This window comes from uncultured Tateyamaria sp., assembly GCF_947494755.1.
Taxonomy (GTDB): Bacteria; Pseudomonadota; Alphaproteobacteria; order Rhodobacterales; family Rhodobacteraceae; genus Tateyamaria.
The window spans coordinates 173,312-197,282 of record NZ_CANLVZ010000004.1; the positions used below are offsets into that span (position 1 = coordinate 173,312).

At 61.9% G+C, this 23,971-nt stretch carries 20 protein-coding genes; 11 read left to right on the forward strand and 9 right to left on the reverse strand.

Annotated elements, in window-relative coordinates:
- Nucleotides 1-107: 107 nt before the first annotated feature.
- The 5 genes from Q0908_RS06805 to ilvN all read left to right on the forward strand — a co-directional run bounded on the left by Q0908_RS06805 (nucleotide 108) and on the right by ilvN (nucleotide 5,650).
- Nucleotides 108-1,541 (forward strand): cache domain-containing protein, encoded by a 1,434-nt coding sequence (locus Q0908_RS06805; protein WP_299282145.1) that lies wholly within the window; start codon nucleotides 108-110, stop codon nucleotides 1,539-1,541.
- Nucleotides 1,538-2,185: a response regulator transcription factor gene (locus Q0908_RS06810; RefSeq protein ID WP_299282147.1), complete on the forward strand. Its 648-nt coding sequence runs from the start codon at nucleotides 1,538-1,540 to the stop codon at nucleotides 2,183-2,185. Before Q0908_RS06805 ends, Q0908_RS06810 begins: the two co-directional genes overlap by 4 nt.
- 50 nt (nucleotides 2,186-2,235) lie before the next feature.
- Complete coding sequence (locus Q0908_RS06815; protein WP_299282149.1) at nucleotides 2,236-3,021, forward strand: methyl-accepting chemotaxis protein; 786 nt, start codon at nucleotides 2,236-2,238, stop codon at nucleotides 3,019-3,021.
- 283 nt (nucleotides 3,022-3,304) lie between these two features.
- Nucleotides 3,305-5,056 carry an acetolactate synthase 3 large subunit gene (locus Q0908_RS06820; protein WP_299282152.1) on the forward strand — a complete coding sequence of 584 codons (1,752 nt, stop codon included), beginning with the start codon at nucleotides 3,305-3,307 and terminating at the stop codon, nucleotides 5,054-5,056.
- 33 nt (nucleotides 5,057-5,089) lie between these two features.
- Nucleotides 5,090-5,650: an acetolactate synthase small subunit gene (gene ilvN / locus Q0908_RS06825; protein ID WP_299282154.1), complete on the forward strand. Its 561-nt coding sequence runs from the start codon at nucleotides 5,090-5,092 to the stop codon at nucleotides 5,648-5,650.
- A 3-nt stretch (nucleotides 5,651-5,653) separates the two neighbouring features.
- Here the strand turns inward: ilvN and Q0908_RS06830 are convergent, their stop codons facing one another.
- Nucleotides 5,654-6,451 carry a helix-turn-helix transcriptional regulator gene (locus Q0908_RS06830; RefSeq protein ID WP_299282156.1) on the reverse strand — a complete coding sequence of 266 codons (798 nt, stop codon included), beginning with the start codon at nucleotides 6,449-6,451 and terminating at the stop codon, nucleotides 5,654-5,656.
- A gap of 225 nt (nucleotides 6,452-6,676) precedes the next feature.
- On the opposite strand from Q0908_RS06830, the gene Q0908_RS06835 reads away from it, so the two are divergent.
- The 3 genes from Q0908_RS06835 (at nucleotide 6,677) to Q0908_RS06845 (ending at nucleotide 8,499) form a co-directional block, all read left to right on the forward strand.
- The gene (locus Q0908_RS06835) at nucleotides 6,677-7,036 is read left to right on the forward strand and encodes a hypothetical protein (RefSeq protein ID WP_299282158.1); all 360 of its coding nucleotides are present in this window, start codon (nucleotides 6,677-6,679) and stop codon (nucleotides 7,034-7,036) included.
- 105 nt (nucleotides 7,037-7,141) lie between these two features.
- Nucleotides 7,142-8,281 (forward strand): aromatic ring-hydroxylating dioxygenase subunit alpha, encoded by a 1,140-nt coding sequence (locus tag Q0908_RS06840; RefSeq protein WP_299282161.1) that lies wholly within the window; start codon nucleotides 7,142-7,144, stop codon nucleotides 8,279-8,281.
- Nucleotides 8,281-8,499, forward strand: a complete 219-nt coding sequence (locus tag Q0908_RS06845; RefSeq protein WP_299282163.1) for a hypothetical protein — start codon at nucleotides 8,281-8,283, stop codon at nucleotides 8,497-8,499. The genes Q0908_RS06840 and Q0908_RS06845 overlap by 1 nt, the downstream gene beginning before the upstream one ends.
- A gap of 137 nt (nucleotides 8,500-8,636) precedes the next feature.
- On the opposite strand, the gene Q0908_RS06850 is transcribed toward Q0908_RS06845, so the two are convergent.
- The 5 genes from Q0908_RS06850 to Q0908_RS06870 all read right to left on the reverse strand — a co-directional run bounded on the left by Q0908_RS06850 (nucleotide 8,637) and on the right by Q0908_RS06870 (nucleotide 16,362).
- Nucleotides 8,637-10,058 carry an amidase gene (locus tag Q0908_RS06850; protein ID WP_299282369.1) on the reverse strand — a complete coding sequence of 474 codons (1,422 nt, stop codon included), beginning with the start codon at nucleotides 10,056-10,058 and terminating at the stop codon, nucleotides 8,637-8,639.
- A gap of 60 nt (nucleotides 10,059-10,118) precedes the next feature.
- Entirely contained in the window at nucleotides 10,119-11,243 is a 1,125-nt protein-coding gene (gene prfB / locus Q0908_RS06855) for a peptide chain release factor 2 (RefSeq protein WP_299282372.1), read from the reverse strand.
- A gap of 86 nt (nucleotides 11,244-11,329) precedes the next feature.
- Entirely contained in the window at nucleotides 11,330-13,840 is a 2,511-nt protein-coding gene (locus tag Q0908_RS06860; protein ID WP_299282165.1) for a penicillin-binding protein 1A, read from the reverse strand.
- Nucleotides 13,841-13,953: 113 nt separating this feature from the next.
- Nucleotides 13,954-15,162 carry an N-acetylmuramoyl-L-alanine amidase gene (locus tag Q0908_RS06865; protein ID WP_299282167.1) on the reverse strand — a complete coding sequence of 403 codons (1,209 nt, stop codon included), beginning with the start codon at nucleotides 15,160-15,162 and terminating at the stop codon, nucleotides 13,954-13,956.
- A gap of 54 nt (nucleotides 15,163-15,216) precedes the next feature.
- Nucleotides 15,217-16,362, reverse strand: a complete 1,146-nt coding sequence (locus Q0908_RS06870; RefSeq protein WP_299282169.1) for an aminotransferase class I/II-fold pyridoxal phosphate-dependent enzyme — start codon at nucleotides 16,360-16,362, stop codon at nucleotides 15,217-15,219.
- 22 nt (nucleotides 16,363-16,384) lie between these two features.
- Between Q0908_RS06870 and Q0908_RS06875 the strand changes: the two genes are divergently transcribed.
- Together Q0908_RS06875 and Q0908_RS06880 are read left to right on the forward strand one after the other, a co-directional pair.
- The gene (locus tag Q0908_RS06875; RefSeq protein ID WP_299282172.1) at nucleotides 16,385-17,719 is read left to right on the forward strand and encodes a M48 family metalloprotease; all 1,335 of its coding nucleotides are present in this window, start codon (nucleotides 16,385-16,387) and stop codon (nucleotides 17,717-17,719) included.
- Nucleotides 17,720-17,724: 5 nt separating this feature from the next.
- Entirely contained in the window at nucleotides 17,725-18,468 is a 744-nt protein-coding gene (locus Q0908_RS06880) for a DsbA family protein (protein WP_299282174.1), read from the forward strand.
- Nucleotides 18,469-18,571: 103 nt separating this feature from the next.
- Here Q0908_RS06880 and ispG read toward each other — a convergent pair whose 3' ends face one another.
- The 3 genes from ispG to hemA form a co-directional block, all read right to left on the reverse strand.
- Nucleotides 18,572-19,705 (reverse strand): flavodoxin-dependent (E)-4-hydroxy-3-methylbut-2-enyl-diphosphate synthase, encoded by a 1,134-nt coding sequence (gene ispG / locus Q0908_RS06885; protein ID WP_299282176.1) that lies wholly within the window; start codon nucleotides 19,703-19,705, stop codon nucleotides 18,572-18,574.
- 80 nt (nucleotides 19,706-19,785) lie between these two features.
- A complete protein-coding gene (locus tag Q0908_RS06890; protein ID WP_299282178.1) occupies nucleotides 19,786-21,012 on the reverse strand; it encodes a helix-turn-helix domain-containing protein in 1,227 nt (408 codons plus the stop codon).
- 112 nt (nucleotides 21,013-21,124) lie between these two features.
- Nucleotides 21,125-22,348: a 5-aminolevulinate synthase gene (gene hemA, locus Q0908_RS06895; RefSeq protein WP_299282181.1), complete on the reverse strand. Its 1,224-nt coding sequence runs from the start codon at nucleotides 22,346-22,348 to the stop codon at nucleotides 21,125-21,127.
- Nucleotides 22,349-22,597: 249 nt separating this feature from the next.
- Here hemA and Q0908_RS06900 point away from each other — a divergent pair, with 249 nt between their 5' ends.
- Entirely contained in the window at nucleotides 22,598-23,968 is a 1,371-nt protein-coding gene (locus tag Q0908_RS06900) for a M20/M25/M40 family metallo-hydrolase (RefSeq protein ID WP_299282183.1), read from the forward strand.
- Nucleotides 23,969-23,971 lie beyond the last annotated feature (3 nt).

Genomic DNA, 23,971 nt, shown 5'->3' on the forward strand with positions numbered 1-23,971 from the left:
AAGTGACCCAATCCCGGGCACCTGCTGTCAAACCATCAGTCTGTTAGCGCGACCAATTCGGGGCTGCACTCTATGATTCGCCGCTCTTTCATCGTATCGAATCGCGGGTGAACGCCTCTTTGCCTGCCCTGCGCCTCAGCTATGCGCAAAAACTGTCCCTTGTGGCAGCCGTCCCGCTGATTCTTGCGGTTGCCGCGATTGCCGTGCTGGTCGCCGTTCAGTCTCGCGCCTTGGCGGAACGCGAAATACAGACCCTCGAGATGCAGTTGATCGAGGCGAAAAAGCGCGAGTTGCGCAACTACGTCACCCAGGCCCGGAACGGGTTCTACTTCATCTACGGATCTGCCGCCCCCGACGATCAGGCCGCCAAGGATCAGGTGTCTCAAATCCTGTCGGCGATGATTTACGGGGATGAGGGGTTTTTCTTTGTTTACGATTATGACGGCACTGCCTTGGTGAACCCCCGTCAGACCGACATGATCAATCGTGACCTGACAGAGCTGCGGGACAGCCGCGGCACGCCGGTGGTGTCCGATCTGATCCAAATTGCGCGTCAGGGCGACGGTTATCTCACCCATCTGTGGCCCAAGCCCTCGACCGGGCAAGAGGCCGAAATGATCACTTATGTGACGTCCTTCCCATCATGGCGGTGGGCGGTCGGCACAGGCGTGTTCATCGACGACGTGCTGACCTCGGTGGCCGAGGCGCGCGCGGACGTGGAACGCCGGGTGCAGCGCACGTTCTACTACATTTCCGCCATTACCCTTGCAGCCCTGCTGCTGGTCTTTGCCTCGGGCATGGCGCTCAATTTCCGCGAGCGTCGGCTGGCGGACGCCAAGTTGAAACGCCTCACTCAACGTGTGTTTGACGCGCAGGAAGAAGAACGCGGCCGTGTGGCGCGTGAGCTTCATGACGGGATCAGCCAGATCCTTGTGGGCGTGCGCTATGCGCTCGACAGCGCGCGGCGCCGGGTCGACAAAGGCGCGGGCGATGCCGCAACCCCGCTCAATCAGGGGATCGAACATCTGGGCACCGCCATCTCCGAGGTCCGCCGGATCAGCCGCGATCTGCGCCCGGGCGCGCTTGACGACCTTGGCCTTGGCCCGGCCCTCAAGACGCTGGTCGGGGATTTTGCCAGCCGCACCGGCACCGAAATCGAGTTCAGCACGGTGGTGTTCCGCAATCGCCTCGACCCCGACGCCAAGATCGCACTTTACCGTATTGCTCAAGAGGCGCTGACCAATATCGAACGCCATGCCGGGGCCACAAAGGTCTCGGTCGACTTGCGCGGTCACAAGCGCGGTGCGACCCTGCGGATCACGGATGATGGTGTTGGCATTGATCGCGCTCAAAGCCGGCGTGCCGCCGGGATCGGCCTGCGCAACATGCAGGAACGGGTGGAGCAGCTCGACGGTGAGCTGCGCATCCTGTCCAGCCCCAACGGCGGCCGCGGCACCGTGATCGAGGCCACCGTTCCCCTCACCCACCTGTTGCCGCCCGAAGAAACCTCCCCTCCGACGAAGGAGCACGTCCGCGCATGAATACCCCTATGGTCCGCGTCCTGATCGTTGATGATCACCCGATGGTTGCCCAAGGCATCCAGTCTGTCCTCGAAGATCACGAAGGCTTGCATGTGGTCGGCACACTCGGCACGGGGCGCGCGGTCGTTGATCAGCTTGATGCGCTGAACCCGGACGTGATCCTGATGGATCTGAACATGCCCGAAATGGGTGGGCTGACAGCCACCGAACTGGTGCTGGAACAGCGCCCCGGCACGCGCGTGCTGATCCTGTCGATGCATGACAGCCCTGAATATATCTCCTCCGCCCTCAGCCACGGCGCGATGGGCTATCTGCTCAAGGACGTGCCCACGGACGAAATCGCCGAGGCGATCAAGGCGGTGATGCGGGGTGAGCGATATCTGTGTACCGGCGCCGAAGGGGCCATCGCGCCGAAAAGCAGCGATGCGCCCGGCGCCCTGACGGGCCGCGAGCAGACGATCCTGCTGCAGCTGGCCCAGGGACTGTCCAACAAGGAAGTCGCAACGGCCCTCGATATCTCCGTGCGCACGGTCGAAACGCACCGCAAGAACATCAAACGCAAGTTGGGGATTTCCTCGACCGCCGGGCTGACACGCTACGCACTGGAACACGGGGTGCTGCAAGGCACCGGCCATGCGCTCTGACGCGGGCCTAAGCTAACGAAATATTCACGTCCACCGCGCTAATGAGGGGGATGAGACACGACCCGATCCTGCATGCCGACCGCGACGGCGATGATGTGGCGCTGTTTGCGCAGCGTCGCAAGGCGATCGACCTGATCGCAACGTCGCGGGCGCGGGCTGTGCGCTCGGCACTGTTCGGGGCCTATCTGTTTCGCAAACATCCCACCAAGACCGAGGATGCCGATACCCGCGCCAATTGGCTGCGCATTCTTAACGAACAGGCGGACGCACTGGCCCGCGCAACCGCGTTGGTGAACGGGCGCGATCCCAATCGCGACATTCCCGACGAGGTGTGCCAGTGGATCGGCACCCATGGCAAGAAGCGGCCCGAGGACGTGGCCGTCTTTACCCGGATGCGCGATCTGACGCGCGACTTGTGCGTCGCCGCCACTGGTGACGACATCAACGCTTTGGAACGCGCACTGACCGTGCATTTCACCGTGGGCCGGGGTGGGTTCTTTGAAACGGTGACGGGGTTTTGCGATGGGATGTGGGCCGACCTTGACAGTCAGCGCCACGCCGAGGTCGACAAGGCCGCCGCCACAGGTGCGGCAATTACCAAGACGCTGACCCGGCTCGAACATATCGGCAAACACGTGCGGCTTGTCTCGCTCAACGCCTCCGTTGAGGCCGCGCGCGTCGGGGACGCAGGCCGCGGGCTTGGGGTGATCGCGGTCGAATTCAAAACGCTGGCCGAAGAGATCCAGTTGCTGGCCACAACGGCGCGCAATGACATCGCCGCCATGACCCACGCGACCCAGCAAAGCACCCGCGATGTGGTGAAACCGCCCGTCTGATTTTGCGAAATTACGCAAGCCGACGCTTGGACGTAATAATATGTCGTATTTTTTCCTCCTCACGACACATTTTTCAGCCATTTGACTGTTGACGCTCCTTTTGGGCGCGCATACTGTCCGCTCACGCAACAAAAGGCCTTACGGCAATGACATCTCTAGTCGTCATTATTGGATACATACGCATGGGCCGGTAACGGACATCCAGACCCGACCCCATGCGCCTCCGAAACCCGGAGGTTTTTTTATGCGAAAACGACAAACCGCAACATCGGAGCACGCGGATATGACACGTCAAATGACCGGAGCGAAAATGGTGGTTCAAGCCCTGATAGATCAGGGTGTGGACACAGTATTCGGATATCCCGGGGGCGCTGTCCTACCGATTTACGATGAGGTGTTTCAGCAAAACTCGATCAAGCACATCCTTGTGCGCCACGAACAGGGCGCGGTCCATGCCGCCGAAGGTTATGCGCGCGCGACGGGCAAGCCCGGCGTGTGCCTTGTGACCTCCGGCCCCGGTGCCACCAATGCGGTCACCGGCCTGACGGATGCCTTGCTGGATTCGATCCCGATCATCGTTCTGACGGGCCAGGTGCCCACCTTCATGATTGGCTCGGACGCCTTTCAAGAGGCCGACACCGTGGGCATCACCCGCCCCTGCACCAAGCACAACTGGCTGGTGAAAGAGACCGACAAGCTGTCGGACGTGATCCACGAGGCCTTTCACGTGGCCACTTCGGGCCGTCCCGGACCCGTGCTGATCGACATCCCCAAGGACGTGCAGTTCGCCACCGGCGGCTACAATGCGCCCAAACCCTCGACCTCGCATTACCAGCCGCAGGTCAAGGGCGACATGGAGGCGATCACCGAACTGGTCGCGGCACTCGAGACGGCCAAGCGGCCTGTATTCTATACCGGTGGCGGCGTGATCAACTCCGGCCCCGAAGCCAGCCAGTTGCTGCGCGAGCTTGTGTCCTCGACCGGGTTTCCGATCACCTCGACGCTGATGGGTCTTGGCTGTTACCCGGCCTCGGGCAAGCATTGGCTGGGGATGCTCGGCATGCACGGGCTTTACGAGGCCAACATGGCGATGCATGGCTGCGATCTGATGATCAACATCGGCGCGCGCTTTGACGACCGGATCACGGGGCGCATCGATGCCTTCAGCCCCAAGTCGAAAAAGGCCCATATCGACATCGACCCCTCCTCGATCAACAAGGTGATCAAGGCCGACATCCCGATTGTGGGCGATGTGGGCCACGTGCTCGAGGATATCCTCAAGGTTTGGAAATCGCGCGGGCGCAAGACCAACTCGGAGGCCGTCGCCAAATGGTGGGGCCAGATCGAAGAGTGGCGAAAGGTCGACTGCCTAAAATTCACCCAAGGCCCCAAAACCATCAAACCGCAGCACGCGCTGGCCCGGCTTGAGGCGCTGACCAAGGATCACGACCGCTATATCTGCACCGAAGTGGGCCAGCACCAGATGTGGGCGGCGCAATACCTCAACTTTGAAGATCCAAACCGCTGGATGACCTCGGGCGGTCTTGGTACGATGGGTTACGGCTTTCCCGCCTCCATCGGGGTGCAGATGGGGCATCCGGAGGCGCTCGTCATCAATGTCGCCGGTGAAGCATCTTGGCTGATGAACATGCAGGAACTTGGCACAGCGATGCAGTTCAACCTGCCCGTCAAACAGTTCATCCTGAATAACGAAAGGCTTGGCATGGTGCGCCAGTGGCAGGAATTGCTGCACGGTGAGCGGTATTCGCATTCCTGGTCCGAAAGCCTGCCCGATTTCGTAAAACTCGCCGAAGCGTTCGGGGCCAAGGGCATCCTCTGTTCGGACCCCGCCGATCTGGACGACGCGATCATGGAGATGATCAATCACGATGGGCCCGTCCTGTTCGACTGTCTGGTCGAGAAGCACGAAAACTGCTTCCCCATGATACCGTCGGGCAAGGCGCATAACGAAATGCTGCTTGGCGAGGCGGACACCCAAGGGGTGATCGACGCCAAAGGGTCGGTGCTGGTTTAAGACCGCACCATAGAGGATTGAAAAGGAATAAATATGTCTGCCCTAAAGCTAAAAAAAGGCTCCACCAGCCATTCCGCCTATAACCTGCGTCCCACCTTTTCGGACGTGATCGAAAAACATACGCTCGCGGTGCTGGTCGAAAACGAACCCGGTGTGCTGGCCCGTGTGATCGGGCTGTTTGCAGGCCGCGGCTATAACATCGAAAGCCTGACCGTGGCCGAGGTCGATCATCAAGGGCACCTCAGCCGCATCACCATTGTGACCACCGGCACGCCACAGGTCATCGAACAGATCAAGGCGCAACTGGGCCGCATCGTGTCCGTGCACGAAGTCCACGACCTGACCGTCGAGGGGCCATCGGTCGAGCGCGAATTGGCGATGTTCAAAGTGGCCGGTCAGGGCGACAAGCGGGTCGAGGCGCTGCGGCTTGCCGATATTTTTCGCGCCAATGTGGTCGACAGCACGCTGGAGACGTTCATTTTCGAAATCACCGGTGCCCCCGAAAAGATCGACGCTTTTGCCGACCTCATGCGCCCGCTTGGATTGACCGAAGTGGCCCGGACCGGCGTTGCGGCGCTGTCGCGGGGCGACTAGGCGTCAGCCAAACGGCGCGTCCGCTTGCAGCAGGCGTTGGTGAAACGGCAGCAAGTCTTCGATACCGCAATACCCACCCGCTTTGCCGGCCTGTTTGGCGCGCCCGATGCTGGTGCCCAGATGTTCGTACACCATGCGGACAACCCTGTCGCTGCCCGGCGTCTCGCGCACCGTGCGTGCCACGTAACCGACCCAGTAGTTGTTTTCGAATGAGGTCACCCGGTTCAGGAAATTGAACGAGGCCGTCATCGCCCCTTTGCGTGAAATCAGGGCGGCGACCCCTTCTTCCTGACGCAACACCAGCCCGCGAAATTCGCGCGCATCGCGGGTCAGGGCCAGACCTTGCGCGATCATCGCTGCGCGGGCCTCGTATCCACGGATATAGGTGGCATTCCCGTCGCGAAACACGCGCACCAGCCCGCTCACAAACCGGTTGTGATCCAGAAAACTGCGGCGCGAAAAGCGGTAGAACCCGGAAGGGAATAGCGCCTCTTCGACGTCATTGGCTCCGGCCCCGACGAAATCCCGCAGAAACTCTCCGGTCAGCGGGCCGCTGCCTTTGGTGATGGCATCGACAGGCTCAAGCAGTACCCGCGCATCGACTTGAAAGAACGCACAAATCCGGGCCAGCACATCAGGGCGCGGAAAACTCTCACCAGACAGGTATCGATTGAACTGCGTGCGGTTGATGCCCAACTGCCGCGACAACTCGGAGATCGAAGGATAGGACCGAGCAAGAATCCGCAAGTTGGCCCCAAACATGCTGCGCAATTCCGCCGGTGATCGCCGCGCTTCCGCCATTTACAACTCTTCTTCAATTTCAATCTTTGTGCGGAAACAGGTGTCCTGATGCTCATTACAAAGCATTTCCGCCGAACTGACGCCCATCCGCGTCAGCGTTGATGCTAAAAAGCACCTAAAGTTTAGCCGCATGGACACAAAATGCAAGCGCGCGGTGCTGAGTTAGCCATGTCAACACCAGCGATAAAGGCGTCTTATGGTGCTCGATCAACTTCGGGTAGAACTATGATTGGTGTAATTCTTTGGAGTGACGCAGCCGACCAAAAGGCGGTCATTTGGTGTGAGGATCAGGGCGATCTTGCATTTTTATCCAGCCCTGATGCGGTCCATTTGCCCGATACCTTTTTTGACGTGGGTGATGTTGTCGAATTTGACGTACAGGCCAGCCGCAACATGCGCCTGGCCCATAACGCGATCCGTTTGCGTCAGGGCGTAGGCACCGAGTTGCGCGACGAGTTGCAGGCCATCTCGATGTCCGAAGGCGTCGTTGGCACCAGCAAGACCGCTGAAATCATCCCCTTTCGCATCGCGCATGCCACGCGCACGCTGCCGGACCGCGAGACGGCGCACCAGCTGCGCGGCTGAACAGCCCCGGTTTGCGATGTCGTGAACGACAAAGTGCTGTCGAAATTTCACATGTCGCTTCTCCGCGCCGCCCTATGCTGATCCCGACACAGATCGGAGGACAGCATGCATCACACAGACCTCAGCGCGGTGCGCAAACCCATCAGCTCTGCCAACGGTTTGCCCAATGCCCATTATATTGATCCTGCCGTTTACGCCGAAGAGCGCGAGGCGCTGTTGCTGTCGGGCTGGTCGGGTCTTGCCGCCCCCGCCGATGTGCCGAGCCCCGGTGACGCGGTTCCATTGACCTTTATGGGCATGCCATTGCTGTTGATCCGCGATGCGGAGGGCACAGTCCGGGTCTTTCAAAACATCTGCCGTCATCGCGGCATGATCCTCGTCGATGCCCCGCGCAAGATCGAAGGGGCCATCCGCTGCCCCTATCACAGCTGGTGCTATTCGACCAAAGGTCAACTTGTTTCGACCCCGCATGTGGGCGGCCCCGGTCAAAACACGGCCCATGGGATTGATCGCGCCTTGCTTGGCCTGATCGAAGTGCGCAGCCATATCTGGCTTGGCGTGGTCTGGATCAACGTCTCGGGGGATGCGCCCCCGTTCGAAGTCGCCAATGCCGACCTGCTGGCCCGTTGGGCCGAGTTCGACAAGCCCCTGTACCATGGCGGTGCTGATAGTTGCTTTGATCTGCGCGTCAATTCTAACTGGAAGCTGGCGGTCGAAAATTACTGCGAAAGCTATCACCTGCCGTGGATACATCCCGGGCTGAACAGCTATTCCCGGCTCGAAGATCATTACCACATTGAAGCCGCCGAGCAGTTTTCCGGTCAGGGCACATTGGTCTACCGACAACTGACCGGTACGGATGGGGCCACCTTCCCCGATTTCGAGGGCCTCAGCGACAAGTGGGACACCGCCGCCGAATACATCACTGCCTATCCCAATGTCCTGTTGGGCGTGCACCGCGATCATGCCTTTGCGATCATCCTGCTGCCCGAAGGCCCCGATGTCACAACCGAACGCGTCCATCTGTATTACGCTGATCCGGTGACCGACGATGCCTTGCGGGCCAAAAATACGGCGCAGTGGCGCGAGATTTTTGAGGAAGACATCTTTGTGGTTGAGGGTATGCAGCGGGGCCGTCATGCGCCGATGTTTGACGGGGGCCGCTTTTCGCCCGCGATGGACGGGCCAACCCACATGTTCCACGACTGGGTGGCGGCGCGGATGGCGGCACACCGGGCGGCGTGATGCGCGATCTGGATGCGGCTTTGCTGGCGGCCCATGCGACGGGGGACACGCAGGCCCTCGTCACACTCTACCGCACGGCGGCGGATCAGACGCCGGACCGGGCCGCGCGCGCCTTTTACCTGACCCATGCGCATGTCTTTGCGCTGGAGTTGGGGCACCCGGACACGGCCCACCTGCGTGCTGCCCTGATCGACATGGGCTGCGAAAGCCCGCTTTAGCACGCGCCTGCTGCGATCTGCGCAAAGCCGGTGCCATGAAGCGTGGCCAAGTCATGGCAGCAGACCAAACCTCGGCAGTGGAGCCTGAAACGGCGGCACGCCCATGGGCAGTGGAGGGTATCGTTCAGTGGGCGCGGTCACAGGTGGCCTCCGCTCAGATCAGGCGGGCGCTGGCCCGGCCAATCGGTGGCCTGATGCCATGCCTCGGCCAGCCGCAAGAGTTGCGCGTCATGGCCACGTCGCCCGATCAGTTGCAGGCCCATCGGCAGGTCATGCGCGCCGCCAAACCCGGCAGGTACACTAACCACAGGCAGTCCGATCAGGCTGGCCGCGATCACCACCTCCATCCAGCGGTGATAGGTGTCCATCCCCTGCCCCGCGATCTCACGCGGCCAATCCAGCGTCACGTCAAAGGGCCACATCTGCGCCGAAGGGAGCGCCAAAACGTCGTACGTGTCAAACAGGCGCGCCGCCGCCTTGAACCAATCGGACCGGATCACGCTGGCGCGGTGCACATCCATGGCCGACAGGGCCAGCCCGCGCTCGATTTCCCAAATTGCCGTATCCTTGAGGCGGTTGCGTTTGGCCAGATCGTCGTAAAGCGCGCCCAATCCCCCGGCCACAGCCCAACTGCGCAGGATGATCCATGCCTCCCATAGGGCATCGCGCGCGAAGGGTGCGGCCACGGCATCCACGTCGACCCCGAGCGCGCCCATTTGCGCCAATGCGGCCTCGCATGTGCCAAGCACACCATTCTCCATGGCGAGCGCGCCGTCCCAATCCGCAAGCCAGCCGATGCGCAGACCCTGCGCACCCGCGTCGATCTGCGGCAGGCTTGGCGGTTGGCTCAGGCCATGAGGCTGGCGCGGATCGGGGCCCGCCATCGTGTCCAGCAGGGCCGCCAGATCGCGCGGGCAGCGCGCCATCGGCCCGTTGGTTGCAAGCTGATGCAGGAATGTATCGCCCACCGGCTCGGACGGCACGAGGCCCCATGTGGGTCGCATCCCATAGACATTGTTCCAGCCCGCAGGGTTGCGCAAGGACCCCATCATGTCAGACCCGTCCGCGATGCTCAGCATCCCCGTGGCCAGCGCACCCGCTGCCCCGCCCGACGATCCACCCGCACTGCGCGAGGTGTCATACGGGTTGCGGGTTGCGCCAAAGACCGGGTTGATGCTGTGCGAGCCAAGGCCGAATTCGGGCGTGTTCGTCTTGCCGATCACGATCGCCCCTGCGGCGCGCAGACGGGCGACCATGATGTCATCTTTGGGCGCCACTGTTCCCGCAAACAAGGGTGACCCCATCGACGTGGGCAAACCCGCCGCATTGGCCAAGTCCTTGATCGCAATGGGAATACCGTGCAGCCATCCGGTCGCGGGGCCTGCATCTGCGTGGGCTGCCTCTCGCATCAACGCATCCTTGTCGCGCAGCGACACGATGGCATTGACGGATGCGTTGACTTCTCCAACCCGGTCCAGCGTGGCCTGCATGACCTCGACCGCAGACACCTCGCCTGCGTCCATGCGCGCCCGCAACGCCAATGCGCCATCGTTGATCATGCCAGCCCCCTCTTGCCCGTTCAGGTTCGACCGAAGTGGCGCAAATTTCAAGGCTGCCGCCTAGTCGCCCTGCGCCTCGGCGCGCGACTTGCCCGACACGGCCAGCGCCAAAGTGGCCGCCATCAACCCGTCCAGATCACCATCGAGCACGCCCTTGGTGTCGGAGGTTTCGTAATTGGTTCGCAGGTCTTTGACCATCTGGTAGGGCTGCAGGACATAGGACCGGATCTGGTTGCCCCATCCGGCATCGCCCTTGTTCTCGTGCATCTCGTTCACGGCGGCGTTGCGGCGATCAAGCTCCATCTGATAAAGGCGCGATTTCAACGCCTTCATCGCGATATCGCGGTTCTGGTGCTGGGACTTTTCGGAACTGGTCACCACGATGCCCGTGGGCGCGTGGGTGATGCGCACAGCGGAGTCCGTCGTGTTCACGTGCTGCCCGCCAGCCCCGGATGATCGGTACGTATCGATGCGGATATCGGCCGGGTTCACTTCGATTTCGATGTTGTCATCAACCACCGGATAAACGCCAACGGATGTGAAGGAGGTGTGCCGCTTGGCCGCGCTGTCAAAGGGGCTGATGCGCACCAGACGGTGCACGCCGCTTTCGGATTTCAGCCAGCCATAGGCGTTGGTGCCGCTGATCTTGTAGGTGGCGGATTTGATCCCCGCCTCTTCACCCGCGCTTTCGGACTGCAATTCAACCTTGTAGCCCTTCTTTTCCGCCCACCGGACATACATGCGGGCCAGCATCGAGGCCCAATCGCAGGACTCGGTGCCCCCCGCGCCCGAGTTGATTTCGAGGAATGTGTCATTGCCGTCCGCCTCACCGTCGAGCAGCGCCTCCAACTCTTTTTGGGCCGCGGTTTCGGCCAGCGCCTTCAAAGCCGCTTCGGCATCGGAGACAACCTCGGCGTCCTCTTCCATCTCGCCCAATTCGATCAGCTCGATATTGTCGGCAAGGTCCTGTTTGATCTGGTCATGGGTTGCCATGGCATCGACCAGCATCTGCCGGTCGCGCATCAGCTTTTGGGCGGCGTCCGGGTCATCCCACAGGTTCGGATCCTCGACGCGGGCATTGAATTCTTCCAGCCGGTGCGGGGCTGTTTCGGCATCAAGACGCTGCGCCAACAAGGCCACCGATTTTTCGATGTCGTCCACAAGGTTCTGGATTTCGGCGCGCATGAGTGTTGGTCCCTTTTCTCCCGCCACGAGATAGCCCATGGCCCCGGACGCCACAAGCGCCCACAGGATCAATCACTGCGTCTGCGTTAGTACAATCCGCCCGAACTGAGCGTGCCGAAGTTCGCCTTGGGTCCCACAACCGCCTTCTTACCGGTCGAGGTGGTGACCTGACGCCCGCCGCCGCCTGCTTCTTCGAACAGTGGCAAGTCCGCGCCCATGGCAAAGCCACCGTCGAACATCACGCCGAACGTGGGCTCTTCGCCGTCGCGAAAATACTCGGCCACGACATTGGGGCCCGAGGCGGAATCGCTCAGCCGGGCACCGGTGAAGCGGTCGATGTTGATGAAATAGCCGCCCTCGGGCACTTCGAATTCGCCGCCGCCGAATTTCTTGATGGCTTCCTGCATGAACGTCTGGAAGACCGGTCCGCACATGCCGCCCCCCGACGCGCCGCGCCCCATGGAGCGGGGCTGGTCATAGCCGATATAGCACCCGGCCACGATGTTGTTCGAAAATCCGATGAACCACACGTCCTTGGAATCGTTGGTGGTCCCCGTCTTGCCCGCGATGGGCACCGGCAGGTTCACCGTGCGCGCCGCCGTGCCGCGTTCCACCACGCCCTGCATCATCGAGGTGAGCTGATAGGCGGTGATCGGGTCCATGATCTGCTGACGGTTGGATACGATGCGCGGGCCAAAGCCTGCATCAAGGCTCGCCAATTGCAGACAGTCCTCGCATTTGCGTTCGTCATGGCGGTAGACAGTGCGCCCAAAGCGGTCCTGCACCCGGTCCACAAGCGTCGGCTGCACCCGTTCGCCGCCATTTGCGAACATCGCGTAGGCCGACACCATCTGATAAAGCGTCGTCTCTTCCGCGCCCAAAGAGTTGGCAAGGAACGGGCTCATCCGCTCATAGACCCCAAAGCGTTCGGCGTAATCCGCCACGACTTCCATCCCCACTTCTTCAGCGAGACGGATGGTCATGAGGTTCCGCGACCGTTCGATCCCGGTGCGCAGCGGTGTGGGGCCGTAAAACTTGTTGGACGAGTTGCGCGGCCGCCAGAGGCCCTGGGGCGTGTTGATCTCGATCGGGGCATCGACCACGATCGTGGCGGGCGTGTATCCGCTGTCAAGCGCGGCGGCATAGACGAACGGCTTGAAGGACGATCCCGGCTGCCGTTTGGCCTGCGTGGCGCGGTTGAAGACCGAATGCTGGTAGCTAAAGCCCCCCTGCATCGCGATCACCCGACCCGTGTCGACATCCATTGCAACAAAACCGCCCTGCACCGCAGGCACCTGGCGCAGCGTCCAGCGAATGAACGATCCATCCGCATCCGCCGTCATGGCGCGCACGTGGACGATATCGCCTACTTCGAAATTGTCGACAAAGCTGCCCTTGATCCAGTCGATATCCTCACGCGGGACCACGGCGGCGGGTTCGTCTTCCGTCCACCCTTCGATGCCCACACGCATTTCCTGATCGCCGATTTCAAGCACCACGGCGGGGCGCCAGACGCCGTTCAGATCGACGTCACGCGCAACCGGCAGATTGGCGAGCACCTCGGCCCAGTCCTCGAGCTGCTCCGCTTCGATCTTGCGCCCTGTGCCGCGCCAGACCCCGCGCCCGCGATCAAACAGTTCCAGCTGCGTGCGCATGGCACGCGCCGCGACGGGCTGCATTTCGGCGTCGATCGTGGCGCGCACGGTGTAGCCGCCGGTAAAGAACTCGCCTTCGCCGAAATCTTCGCTCAACTGGCGGCGGATTTCGTCGGTGAAGTAGTCGCGCGGCGGCAACTCGCCCTTGAAGCTCTCGAAATCGCCATTCTGGACCGAACGCAGCGGCATCTGCACCTCTGAGCCGTATTCCGCCTCGTCGAGATACCCATTTTCCATCATTTCCTTGAGCACGAAGTTGCGGCGCGCCAGCAGGCGTTCCTTGCGGCGCACCGGATGGTAGTCGGAGGGCGCCTTGGGCAGGGACGCAAGAAAGGCGGCCTCGTGTGGTTTGAGTTCGCTCAGCGTCTTGTTGAAATAGGTCTGGCTTGCCGCGGCCACGCCATAGGAGTTCTGACCCAGAAAGATCTCGTTGAGGTATAGTTCGAGGATCTTTTCCTTGCTCATCGCCTCCTCGACGCGGGCGGCGAGGATGATTTCCTTGATCTTGCGTTCGGCCTGGCGGTCGCCCGACAGCAAGAAGTTCTTCATCACCTGCTGCGTGATGGTCGAAGCCCCGCGCACGTCGCGCCCGCGCGAGCGGATGGCGTCATAGGCGGCCGAGCCAATGCCGCGCAGATCATAGCCGTCATGGGTGTAGAAATTCTTGTCCTCGGCGCTGATGAACGCCTGTTTGACCAGTGGCGGGATCGTGTCGGCGGGCGCAAACAGCCGGCGTTCCTGCGCGAACTCGTCGATGATCTGCCCTTCGCCGGAATAGATGCGGCTGATGGTAGCGGGTTGATACTGCGCCAGCGACTCGTGGCTGGGCAGGTCACGCCCATACATCCAGAAGATCGCACCAACAGACAGCGCAACCATCGCGATGCCCATCGTAATCGTTGTGAATATCCCACCAAAGAAGGAAAGAATGAACCGAAACATGACCGCCCGCACCTGATTGCCAAAGGTTGCTTTGAGGCTTTGGTATACGCCACCTCGCAGGGAGGGTCAAAACACAACTCGGGCGCTATGTCGCTGACGTGATCGCCTTGGCCTTACTGACGGATCAGCGGTTGCAGCGCCAGATCATCGTCCCGCCATTGCAGGATACCTGCCGCAAGCGCCTCGACCATGACCGCGCGCCAGACCGGGTCGCGCAGGTTGGCCAGATCACGTTCGTCCGACAGGAACCCCACCTCGACCAGAACCGACGGGATGTCGGCGCTTTTGAGGACGGAAAACCCCGCCTCACGACGCGGGCGCCGATTCATCGGCCCACCCGCCGTGTCCATCGCCTCGATCAAGGCGGTGGCGAGCGTGTCGGTGCGCGGCATGGTTTCGGTGCGCGCCAGATCCATTAGAACCGTGGCCACCTCATCATCCGTGCCGGACAGGTCTACCCCCGCCAGAATGTCAGCCCGATCATGTTGGGCAGCAAGTTGGGCCGAAGCTTCATCGCTCGCCTGATCCGACAGTGTATAAACTGTGGCCCCCCGCGCGCGCCCTTGGCTAAGCGCATCCGCATGAAGCGACAAAAACGCATCTGCACCCACCTGATGGGCCAGCGCAACCCGCCCCGGCAGCGACACGAACACGTCGGTATCGCGCGTCATCACCACCTCGATATCGCCCGATCGGCGCAGCACATCGCGCAAGGCCAGCCCGATCCCCAGCATCAGGTCCTTTTCAGTGGTGGTGTCGCGCACGGCACCGGGATCAACCCCGCCATGGCCCGGATCAATCACCAGCACAAAGCTGTCCTCGGCGACCTGCGGCGGCGCGGCCGCCTGTATCCCCCAATCTGGATCAATCGCGCGCGTGGTGGCGGCGGCAAAAGCCTCGGCATCGGCCTCTGTCATCTCGATCCGCAGGGTCGCCCGGCCCGATGCCGTGTCCACCGGCATTTCGATCTCGCGCGGCACCATGGGGGCGGACAGGTCAGCCACCAGCCGCGACCAGCCCGGCTTGAACGTGCCAAAGCGGATGTCATCCACCCGCTCGGTTCCGCCCAGAAGGGCGTCGGCCCGCAACCCCTGAAAATCGACCTCGCGGAAATCCACGACAAGGCGCGCGGGCTCATCCAGCACAAACACGCGGAAGGGCACGCCCTGGCTCAGCGACAGGGTCAGGGTCGTGGTGTCGAACCAGCCGTCCTCAATGCCGCTTTGCGCGCTCTCCACACGGGCCAGCCCCGACAGGTCTTGAGCCGTGGCCGCGCAAAGCCCCACCGCCCACATCAATATGCCAAAGAGGATCGCCCGCATCACCCTGCCCTTTTTTCGCGACCCTAGCCCAAGCGGGCGCGCTCGGGAATCCCCCTATCGTCGCGCCGCCATGAATTTGGTCAGACGCTCCAGCCCGTCGGCAATGTCGCGCGTGCTGCGCGCATAGGAAAAGCGCAAGGTGCGGTGGCCGCGCACGGGATCGAAATCAAGGCCGGGCGTGACGGCCACCCCGGCCTGATCCAGAATTTCGGCGGCGAAGGCGCGGGCATCATCGGTGAAGGCCGACACATCGGCATAGACATAGAACGCCCCGTCGGGCGGTGCGATATCGGTGAATCCGGCCGCGGCCAGCCCCTCAAGCATCAGGGTGCGGTTGGCGCGGTAGACGTCCATGTTGGCCTCCAACTCAGGCGTCGCATCCATCGCGGCCAAAGCGGCGACCTGGCTGGCATGGGGCGCGCAGATGAACATGTTCTGGGCAATGCGTTCGACCACGCGCACGTGGTCTTCGGGCACAACCATCCAGCCCACCCGCCAGCCGGTCATGGAAAAATACTTGGAAAACGAGTTGATCACATAAACATCGTCGCTGATTTCCAGCGCGCTGACGGCTTTGGCCTCATACTCGATGCCGTGGTAGATTTCGTCACTGATGAAGCTGGCACCGAGGTCCTGCGTCGCGGTGATCAGGTCGGACATGGCGGGGCGATCCAGCATCGTGCCAGTGGGGTTGGCGGGGGATGCGACAAGCAGTCCGGCGAGATCCAGGCCGGCAACGTCACTTGGGACGGGCTGAAACCGGTTTTCGGGCGCGGTTGGCAGATCAACGGGGGTGAAGCCCAACCCCTTTAGAATCTGGCGATAGCTGGGATAGCCCGGCGCGCCGATACCGACCCGGTCGCCACTGTCAAACAAGGCGTTGAACGCCAGAATGAACCCACCCGAGGCACCCGGCGTGATGATCACCCGGTCAGGATTGAGATCGACACCGTACCACTCGCCATAAAGACGCGCGATGCGAGCGCGCAACTCGGGCAGCCCGAGGGCGACGGTATAGCCCAAGGGACCTGCCTCCATCGCCCTTTCAAGTGCGCGGATCGCCACCTGGGGTGCGCCGGTTCCGGGCTGGCCGACTTCCATGTGGATAATGTGGCGTCCCCCCGCCTCGGCGGCGCGCGCGGCCTCCATCACGTCCATCACAATAAAAGGATCGACGTCGCTGCGTCTTGAGGTTCGCATGGGCTCTCCTATGATCGGGTTCATGACCTTTCATACTGCGACGCGCATCGCGTCAATCCTGATGCTGATCTTTGCGCTGGCGCTGCCTGCGCGGGCGGTGACATTGTTGCGGGATGCGGACCTGGAATATGCGTTGGCGCAGGTGGCCACGCCCGTGCTCAAGGCGGCGGGGCTGAGTGCGGCGCGCACCAAGATTCTGGTGGTGGATGACGGATCGCTCAACGCCTTTGTGGTGAGCAACGATGCGATTTATATCCATTCCGGTCTGATCGGGCGGATGACGAACGCGGCGATGCTGCAAGCGGTGATCGCCCATGAGGCCGCGCATATCGCCAACGGGCATATCACGCGGCGGCTGACCAATATCGGGAATGCGCGCACAGTGGCCGGGCTTGGTACGGCGCTGGCGGTCATTGCCGCCGCTGCCGGTGCGGGCGAAGGGGCAACGGTGCTGGCGCTTGGATCACAAAGTGCGGCGCAACGCGCCTTTCTGCGCCACACCCGCGCCGAAGAAAGTGCGGCCGACCAATCTGGTGCGCGTTATTTGCGCAGCGCCGGGGTGCCTTTGTCGGGGATGCTTGATGTGTTCCGCCTGTTCCGGGGGCAAGAGGCCCTGTCAGAAAGCCGTCAGGCCCCCTACGTGCGCTCGCACCCGCTGAGCCGGGACCGCTTGCGCGCCATCGAAGGGTTCGCTGCCGCCTATGGTGAAAGCAGCGGCGACACCTCGACCTCCGATTACTGGTTTGCCCGCGCCAAGGGCAAGTTGACCGCCTATCAGCGCAAGCCAAGCTGGACACTGAACCGGTTGGGCGAGACCGGGTATCGCGACGTGGCACTGATGCGCGAAGCGGTGGCCCGGCATGGAAATTCGCAGACCAAACAGGCCCTCGGTGCCATTGACAAGGCCATTGCCCTGCGCCCGCAGGATCCGTTTCTCTATGATCTCAAAGGGCAGATACTGATGGAAACCCGCCAGTTTGCCGCCGCGGCCAACATCACGGGCCGCGCTGTGCAATTGCGTCCGCGCGACGGGCTGTTGCAGGCCAGCCACGGGCGTGCCCTGTTGGCCAGCGGCAACACCACCGCCGCGCTTGGCGCGCTCGAACGGGCGCGTACGATTGATTTTCGCGACGGGTCCATGTTGCGCGACCTTTCCGTCGCCTATGCCAAAACCGGTCAGCGTGGCATGGCCTCGCTGATTACCGCCGAACGCTATGCCTTGCGCGGCCGTCTTGAGGACGCAGGCATTCACGCCAAACGCGCCACCGGCCTGCTGCCGGAAGGATCTGGCCCTTGGCAACGGGCGCATGATGTGCTCCTTGCCTCGGACCGCGCTGCCAAAAAGAAACGGAGATAACCCCCATGTTTCGTATGTTTGCCCCTGCTGCCCTCGTCGCGGCGCTCGCCCTGCCCGCCGCCGCCCTTGATCTGAGCAACATGACCGAAGAGGAGCGCGCCAACTTTCGCGAGGAAATCCGCGCCTATCTGCTGGAGAATCCGCAGATCATCATGGAGGCCGTCGCCGTTCTGGAAGAGCGTCAGCAAGCCGAGCAGGCCCAAGCCGATCTGAACCTTGTGGCGAACAATACCGAGGCCCTTTTCAACGACGGCTACAGCTATGTGGGCGGTAACCCGGATGGGGACATCACGATGGTCGAGTTCCTCGATTACCGCTGTGGATTTTGCAAACGCGCCCACACCGAAGTAGCCAAGATGCTGGAAACCGACGGCAATATCCGTCTGATCGTCAAGGAATTCCCGATTCTGGGAGAGCAATCTCTGCTGGCGTCCCGTTTTGCGGTGGCGACCAAGCAGGTTGCGGGTGACGAAGCCTACAAAGGGTTGACGGACGCGCTGATGACGATGACCGGCGACGTCACCCTGCGCAGCTTGCGCCGGATGGCCTCGACCTTTGGTCTGGATGCCGATGCGATCGAGGCGCGGATGGACAGTGATGAGGTGACCGAAGAGATCGCCCAAACCCACGCGCTGGCGCAGCGCTTGCAGATCACCGGCACGCCCACATTCGTTTTGCAGGACGAGCTGTTGCGGGGATTTTTGCCTTACGACGAGATGATGGCGCTGGTGGATGAAAAGCGCCGGTGAGAGCGTCGTGACTTAGGGTCGCCGCGCTGGCGCTGCGGCGACCGACCGGGGGCCAGCCCCCGGACCCCCGCGGTTTATTTGGCGAAATGAAGAGGGATCGCGACTATTCAGCGGCGTGTGGTTCTGCTTTGGCAACCGCGTCAAGTTCAGCCGCTTTCTTTTCCACCTGTTCGACGATGTGATCGACCATGCTGGCATTGTCCTGTTTGTGGCTTTGCTTACCCGCCAGATACACCATGCCGTGCCCGGCACCCCCGCCGGTGAAACCCACATCCGTCATCAACGCCTCGCCGGGGCCGTTGACCACGCAGCCGATGATGCTGAGGCTCATCGGGGTCTTGATGTGGGCGAGCCGTTCTTCGAGTCTCTCGACCGTCTTGATCACGTCGAACCCCTGCCGCGCGCAGGAGGGGCACGAGATAATGTTCACACCGCGGTGGCGCAGCCCTAGGGATTTGAGGATTTCATAGCCCACCTTCACCTCTTCGACCGGATCGGCGGAGAGGCTGACGCGGATCGTGTCACCGATCCCCATCCAGAGCAGTTGGCCAAGCCCGATGGCGGATTTAATGGTGCCCGAGGTCAGACCGCCGGCTTCGGTGATGCCGAGGTGAATGGGCGCATCCGTGGCTTCGGCCAATTGCTGATAGGCGGCAGCAGCCATGAAGACGTCGGAGGCCTTGCAGCTGATCTTGAACTCGTGAAAGTCGTTATCCTGCAGGATCTTGATGTGATCGAGACCGGACTCGACCATCGCATCGGGCGTTGGTTCGCCATATTTGTCGAGCAGGTGTTTTTCGAGGCTGCCTGCATTCACCCCGATGCGGATCGAACAGTTGTGATCGCGCGCGGCCTTGATGACCTCGCGCACCCGTTTTTCATCGCCGATATTGCCCGGATTGATGCGCAGGCAGGCGGCGCCCGCCTCAGCTGCCTCGATCCCGCGTTTGTAGTGGAAATGGATGTCAGCGACGAGCGGCACCGGACTTTCGCGCACGATCTCTTTCATGGCGATGCCCGAGTCCTGATCCGGCACCGAGACCCGCACGATATCCGCTCCCGCCTCGGCAGCGGCCTGCACCTGCGCGATGGTCGCGCGGGCATCCGTCGTCAGTGTGTTGGTCATGGTCTGCACCGTGATCGGCGCGTCGCCCCCGACAGGCACGTTGCCCACCATGATCTGACGGCTTTTGCGCCGATAGATATTGCGCCACGGACGGATGTGGTTCAGCGACATGTCAGCGACCTCTGAAAAAGGGGACAATTGTCAATCAAGATAGACAGTTGCGCCCGGCCCGGCAATGGGGTGCGGTACGCTTATTCGCCCGCGTCAGGCAGGGCGGCGGCCTGCGCCTCAGCGTAGCGGACAAGGCCCTGATCGGTGTTCACATCCACCGGCAGATAGGTTTCCTGAAGGCCTGCGATTTCAAGCGGCAGGTTGGAGGTGACCGAACCGGTCTCACCCACGGGGCCGTAGAACTTGTCGTTCATCGCAAAATAGATCGCGCCACTTTCGCCGGTGCGCAATGTCGGGGCCTCTTCGGTCAGGGGAGCCTCCCACGTGTCGCCGGCCTGCATCGTGGCCTCGTAAATCACCGTGCCGTCCGCGGCGCGCACACGCACCCAGGAGGGACGCACAGCAACCATCGTCAAGGCCGGCGCGCTGTCTTCGACAACCTGCGGGATCGGCGCGCCTATGATGGTATCGGCCTCGGCCAGGGCCGGCGCGACGCCCTCGGCAATCACGCGGTCACCGCGAGGGGCCGCAAAGTTGCCGAGATCGCGCGGATCCAGCGTTGCAATCGGGCCGTCGCGGGCGACAAGCACGGGCACATCCAATGCCTGAGGCCGGTAGAGACGGTCAAGCGCGTCGGCGCGGGGTGTCTGAATGCTGGGACCAGCGGCAATGTCCGTGCCTTCAGGGGCCAGCGGGGTCGCCCCGGTCAGTGGGTCCAGATCCGAGAGCACCACGGGGGTCTGATCCACCGGGGCCACCTGCACGCGCTGCACTTCCTGCAGCACCGAATAACCGCCAAAGCCGATGCCGCCAATCAAGGCCAGCAAGACCAAGGACGAGCCGATGGCCCGCGGTTCGATACGTGACCAGATCGCTTCGCCCGCAGGGGTGAAGGGGGTCGCGGGGGCTGCAAAGATATCGGTGCCGGGGCCACGGCCAAGCCGTTCCTCGCGGGTCGGCTTCTTGACGACGGAGGCCTCGGCGGACATGCCGTGGGCGACCGAGAACCCGCTTTCGAGGCAGAAGCCCGCAAAAGCACGGTCGGGGTCCATATTAAGGTAACGCGCGTAGGAGCGCACATAGCCTGCAATAAAGCCGGGGGTATCAAAGGCATCGGGGTCGCAGGCTTCGATCGCGGCAATATAGCTTGCCTTGATCCGCAATTCGCGCTGCACATCCAACAGGGATTTACCGAGCGTCGCCCGCTCGCCGCGCATAATGTCGCCCAAACGCAATTCGAAGTCGTCGAACCCCTTTTGCTCGACCACCTCGGCTGTATCGCTGCTGTCGGATTTACGCCCGATCATGCCCCATGCCCCTGCTTTCACGTGTTCACGAACCAGTCCCACTTGATTCGCTTCACCGCTGTTGTTGAACAGACGCTAACATATCGCAACGCCAATTGCGAATTTTAGTGAGTTACCCCGCGCTCTCGGCGCGATTTAGCGCACAATGAGACCACAAATTGTCCATCGCGTTGACCAGCGCGTCAATCTCGCCGGGACCGTGCACAGGCGATGGCGTAAAGCGCAGCCGTTCAGTGCCGCGCGGCACCGTGGGGAAGTTGATGGGCTGGACATAAATGCCGTGATCTTCCAACAGCATATCGCTCAACATCTTGGTGTGGACTGGATTGCCGACCATCACTGGAACGATGTGGCTGCCATGGTCAATAATCGGCAGGCCCATCCCCTTAAGCCGCAGCTTGAGTGCCTTGGCCTGCGCCTGATGATCGGCGCGCAAATTTTCTGCCGTCTTCAAAAACGCGACCGAGGCCGCCGCACCAGCGGCAACGGCCGGGGGCAAGGATGTTGTAAAGATGAAGCCCGGCGCGTAAGACCTTATGGCATCACACATCTTGGCAGTTGCGGTGATATAGCCACCCATCACCCCATAAGCCTTGGCCAATGTGCCGTTGATGATGTCGATGCGGTGCATCAGCCCGTCCCGTTCGGCCACACCGGCCCCGCGCGGGCCGTACATACCCACCGCGTGGACCTCGTCGATATAGGTCAGCGCGCCAAATTCATCCGCCAGATCACAAATCTCGGCGATGGGGCCGAAATCACCGTCCATGGAGTAGATCGATTCGAAGGCGATCAGCTTGGGCGCATCCGGATCATCGGCAGCCAGCAATTCGCGCAGGTGATCGACGTCATTGTGGCGGAACACACGCTTGGCCCCGCCATTGCGGCGCACCCCTTCGATCATCGAGGCATGGTTCAACGCATCAGAGTAAATAATGAGGCCTGGGAACAGCTTGGGCAACGTACTTAATGTCGCATCATTGGCGATATAGGCACTGGTAAACAGCAGCGCTGCCTCTTTGGCATGCAAATCCGCAAGTTCGGCCTCAAGCCGCTTGTGATACACGGTGGTGCCCGAAATGTTGCGCGTGCCGCCCGATCCGGCCCCTGTTGCATCAATCGCGTCGTGCATGGCCTGCAACACAACCGGATTTTGCCCCATGCCGAGATAGTCGTTGCCGCACCACACCGTGATCGGTTTCTGCGTTCCATCTTCGCGGGTCCACATCGCGTGGGGGAACTGACCTTTTTGCCGCTCGACATCGATAAAGGTGCGATAGCGCCCTTCGTCATGCAGGCGTTGCAGGGCGGTGTCCAATTTGGCGGTATAGTCCACGCGTGGCTCCATATTGGTCTTTGGCCGGTGCGGTACAGCGCACCTGACGCGATTGTTTAGAATGAATATAGACTGCGGAATGCACCTTCAATGCTAATCAAAAGGGCGTCATGTCGCAGGTCCGGTATTCCCCACCCGTCTGACAGGACCGTCTCCGCGTGACCTTGATGCAGATCAATCCCGCCTCTAGACACCCCGGGCGCACGGCGTACTCTGTCCCGACACCTCTCATTTGCCCGGAGCCTCCCCATGACCCTCGACGCCGTCCTCGCCCGCATTGACGCCGATCTGCCCGACGCCACCGAGCGGCTGCTTGATCTGCTGCGCATTCCGTCGATTTCCACGGATCCGGCCTTTGCGCAGCACTGTCAGACAGCGGCGGACTGGTTGGTGAACGATCTGAAAACACTGGGGATTGATGCGGAAAAGCGCGACACGCCCGGGCACCCCATGGTCATCGGCCATATGCCGGGTGACGGGCCGCACCTATTGTTTTACGGCCATTACGACGTCCAGCCGGTTGATCCGCTCGAGCTCTGGGATAATGACCCGTTCGACCCCGAAATTCAGGACACCCCCAAGGGCCGCGTGATCCGGGGGCGCGGATCATCCGACGACAAGGGCCAGCTTATGACATTCGTCGAGGCCTGCCGCGCGTGGAAGGCCGAACATGGCACCCTTCCCTGCGCCATCACCTTCTTTTTCGAAGGCGAAGAGGAATCGGGTTCGCCCTCGCTTGTCCCCTTTATGAAAGAGAATGCGGAGGAGTTGAAATCCGACCTCGCCCTGATCTGCGACACGGGCATGTTCGAATCCCGCGTGCCTTCCATCGTGACAATGCTGCGTGGGCTATTGGGTGAAGAAATCACGATCACCGCCGCCAACAAGGACCTGCATTCGGGCATGTTTGGTGGGGTCGCGATGAACCCGATCCGGGTGCTGACCAAAATCCTCGCCTCCCTGCATGACGATCAGGGGCGTATCACGGTGCCGGGGTTCTATGATGGTGTCCCTGAACTGCCCGACGACATCCGCAGCCAGTGGCAGGGGCTCGCCTTTGATCACGCCAGCTTCCTCGGTGATGTGGGTTTGTCAGACCCCGCCGGCGAACAGGACCGCACCCCGATCGAGATGATCTGGTCGCGCCCCACCGCCGACGTCAACGGCATCTGGGGCGGCTATACGGGCGACGGGTTCAAGACCGTGCTGCCCTCTCAGGCCCATGCCAAGGTCAGCTTTCGCCTTGTCGGAGATCAGGACCCGCACAAGATCCGCGAGAGTTTCCGCCAAATGGTCCAAAACGCCCTGCCCGCCGATTGCGAGGTGTCGTTCAAGGGGCACGGGGCCGGTCGGGCCTCGGTCACCGAAACCTCCGATCCGGCCTTCGAGGCGGCGCGCGCGGCCCTCAGCGCCGAGTGGGGCATTCCGGCGGCCTATGTGGGCTGCGGCGGGTCAATCCCGATTGCCGGGCATTTTCAGGACATCTTAGGCACCACGCCCATGCTGGTGGGCTTCGGCAAGGATGATGATCAAATCCACTCGCCCAACGAAAAATACGACGTCGAAAGCTTCCATAAAGGTATCCGAAGCTGGGCGCGCATCCTCGATGCGCTGAGCTGAGCG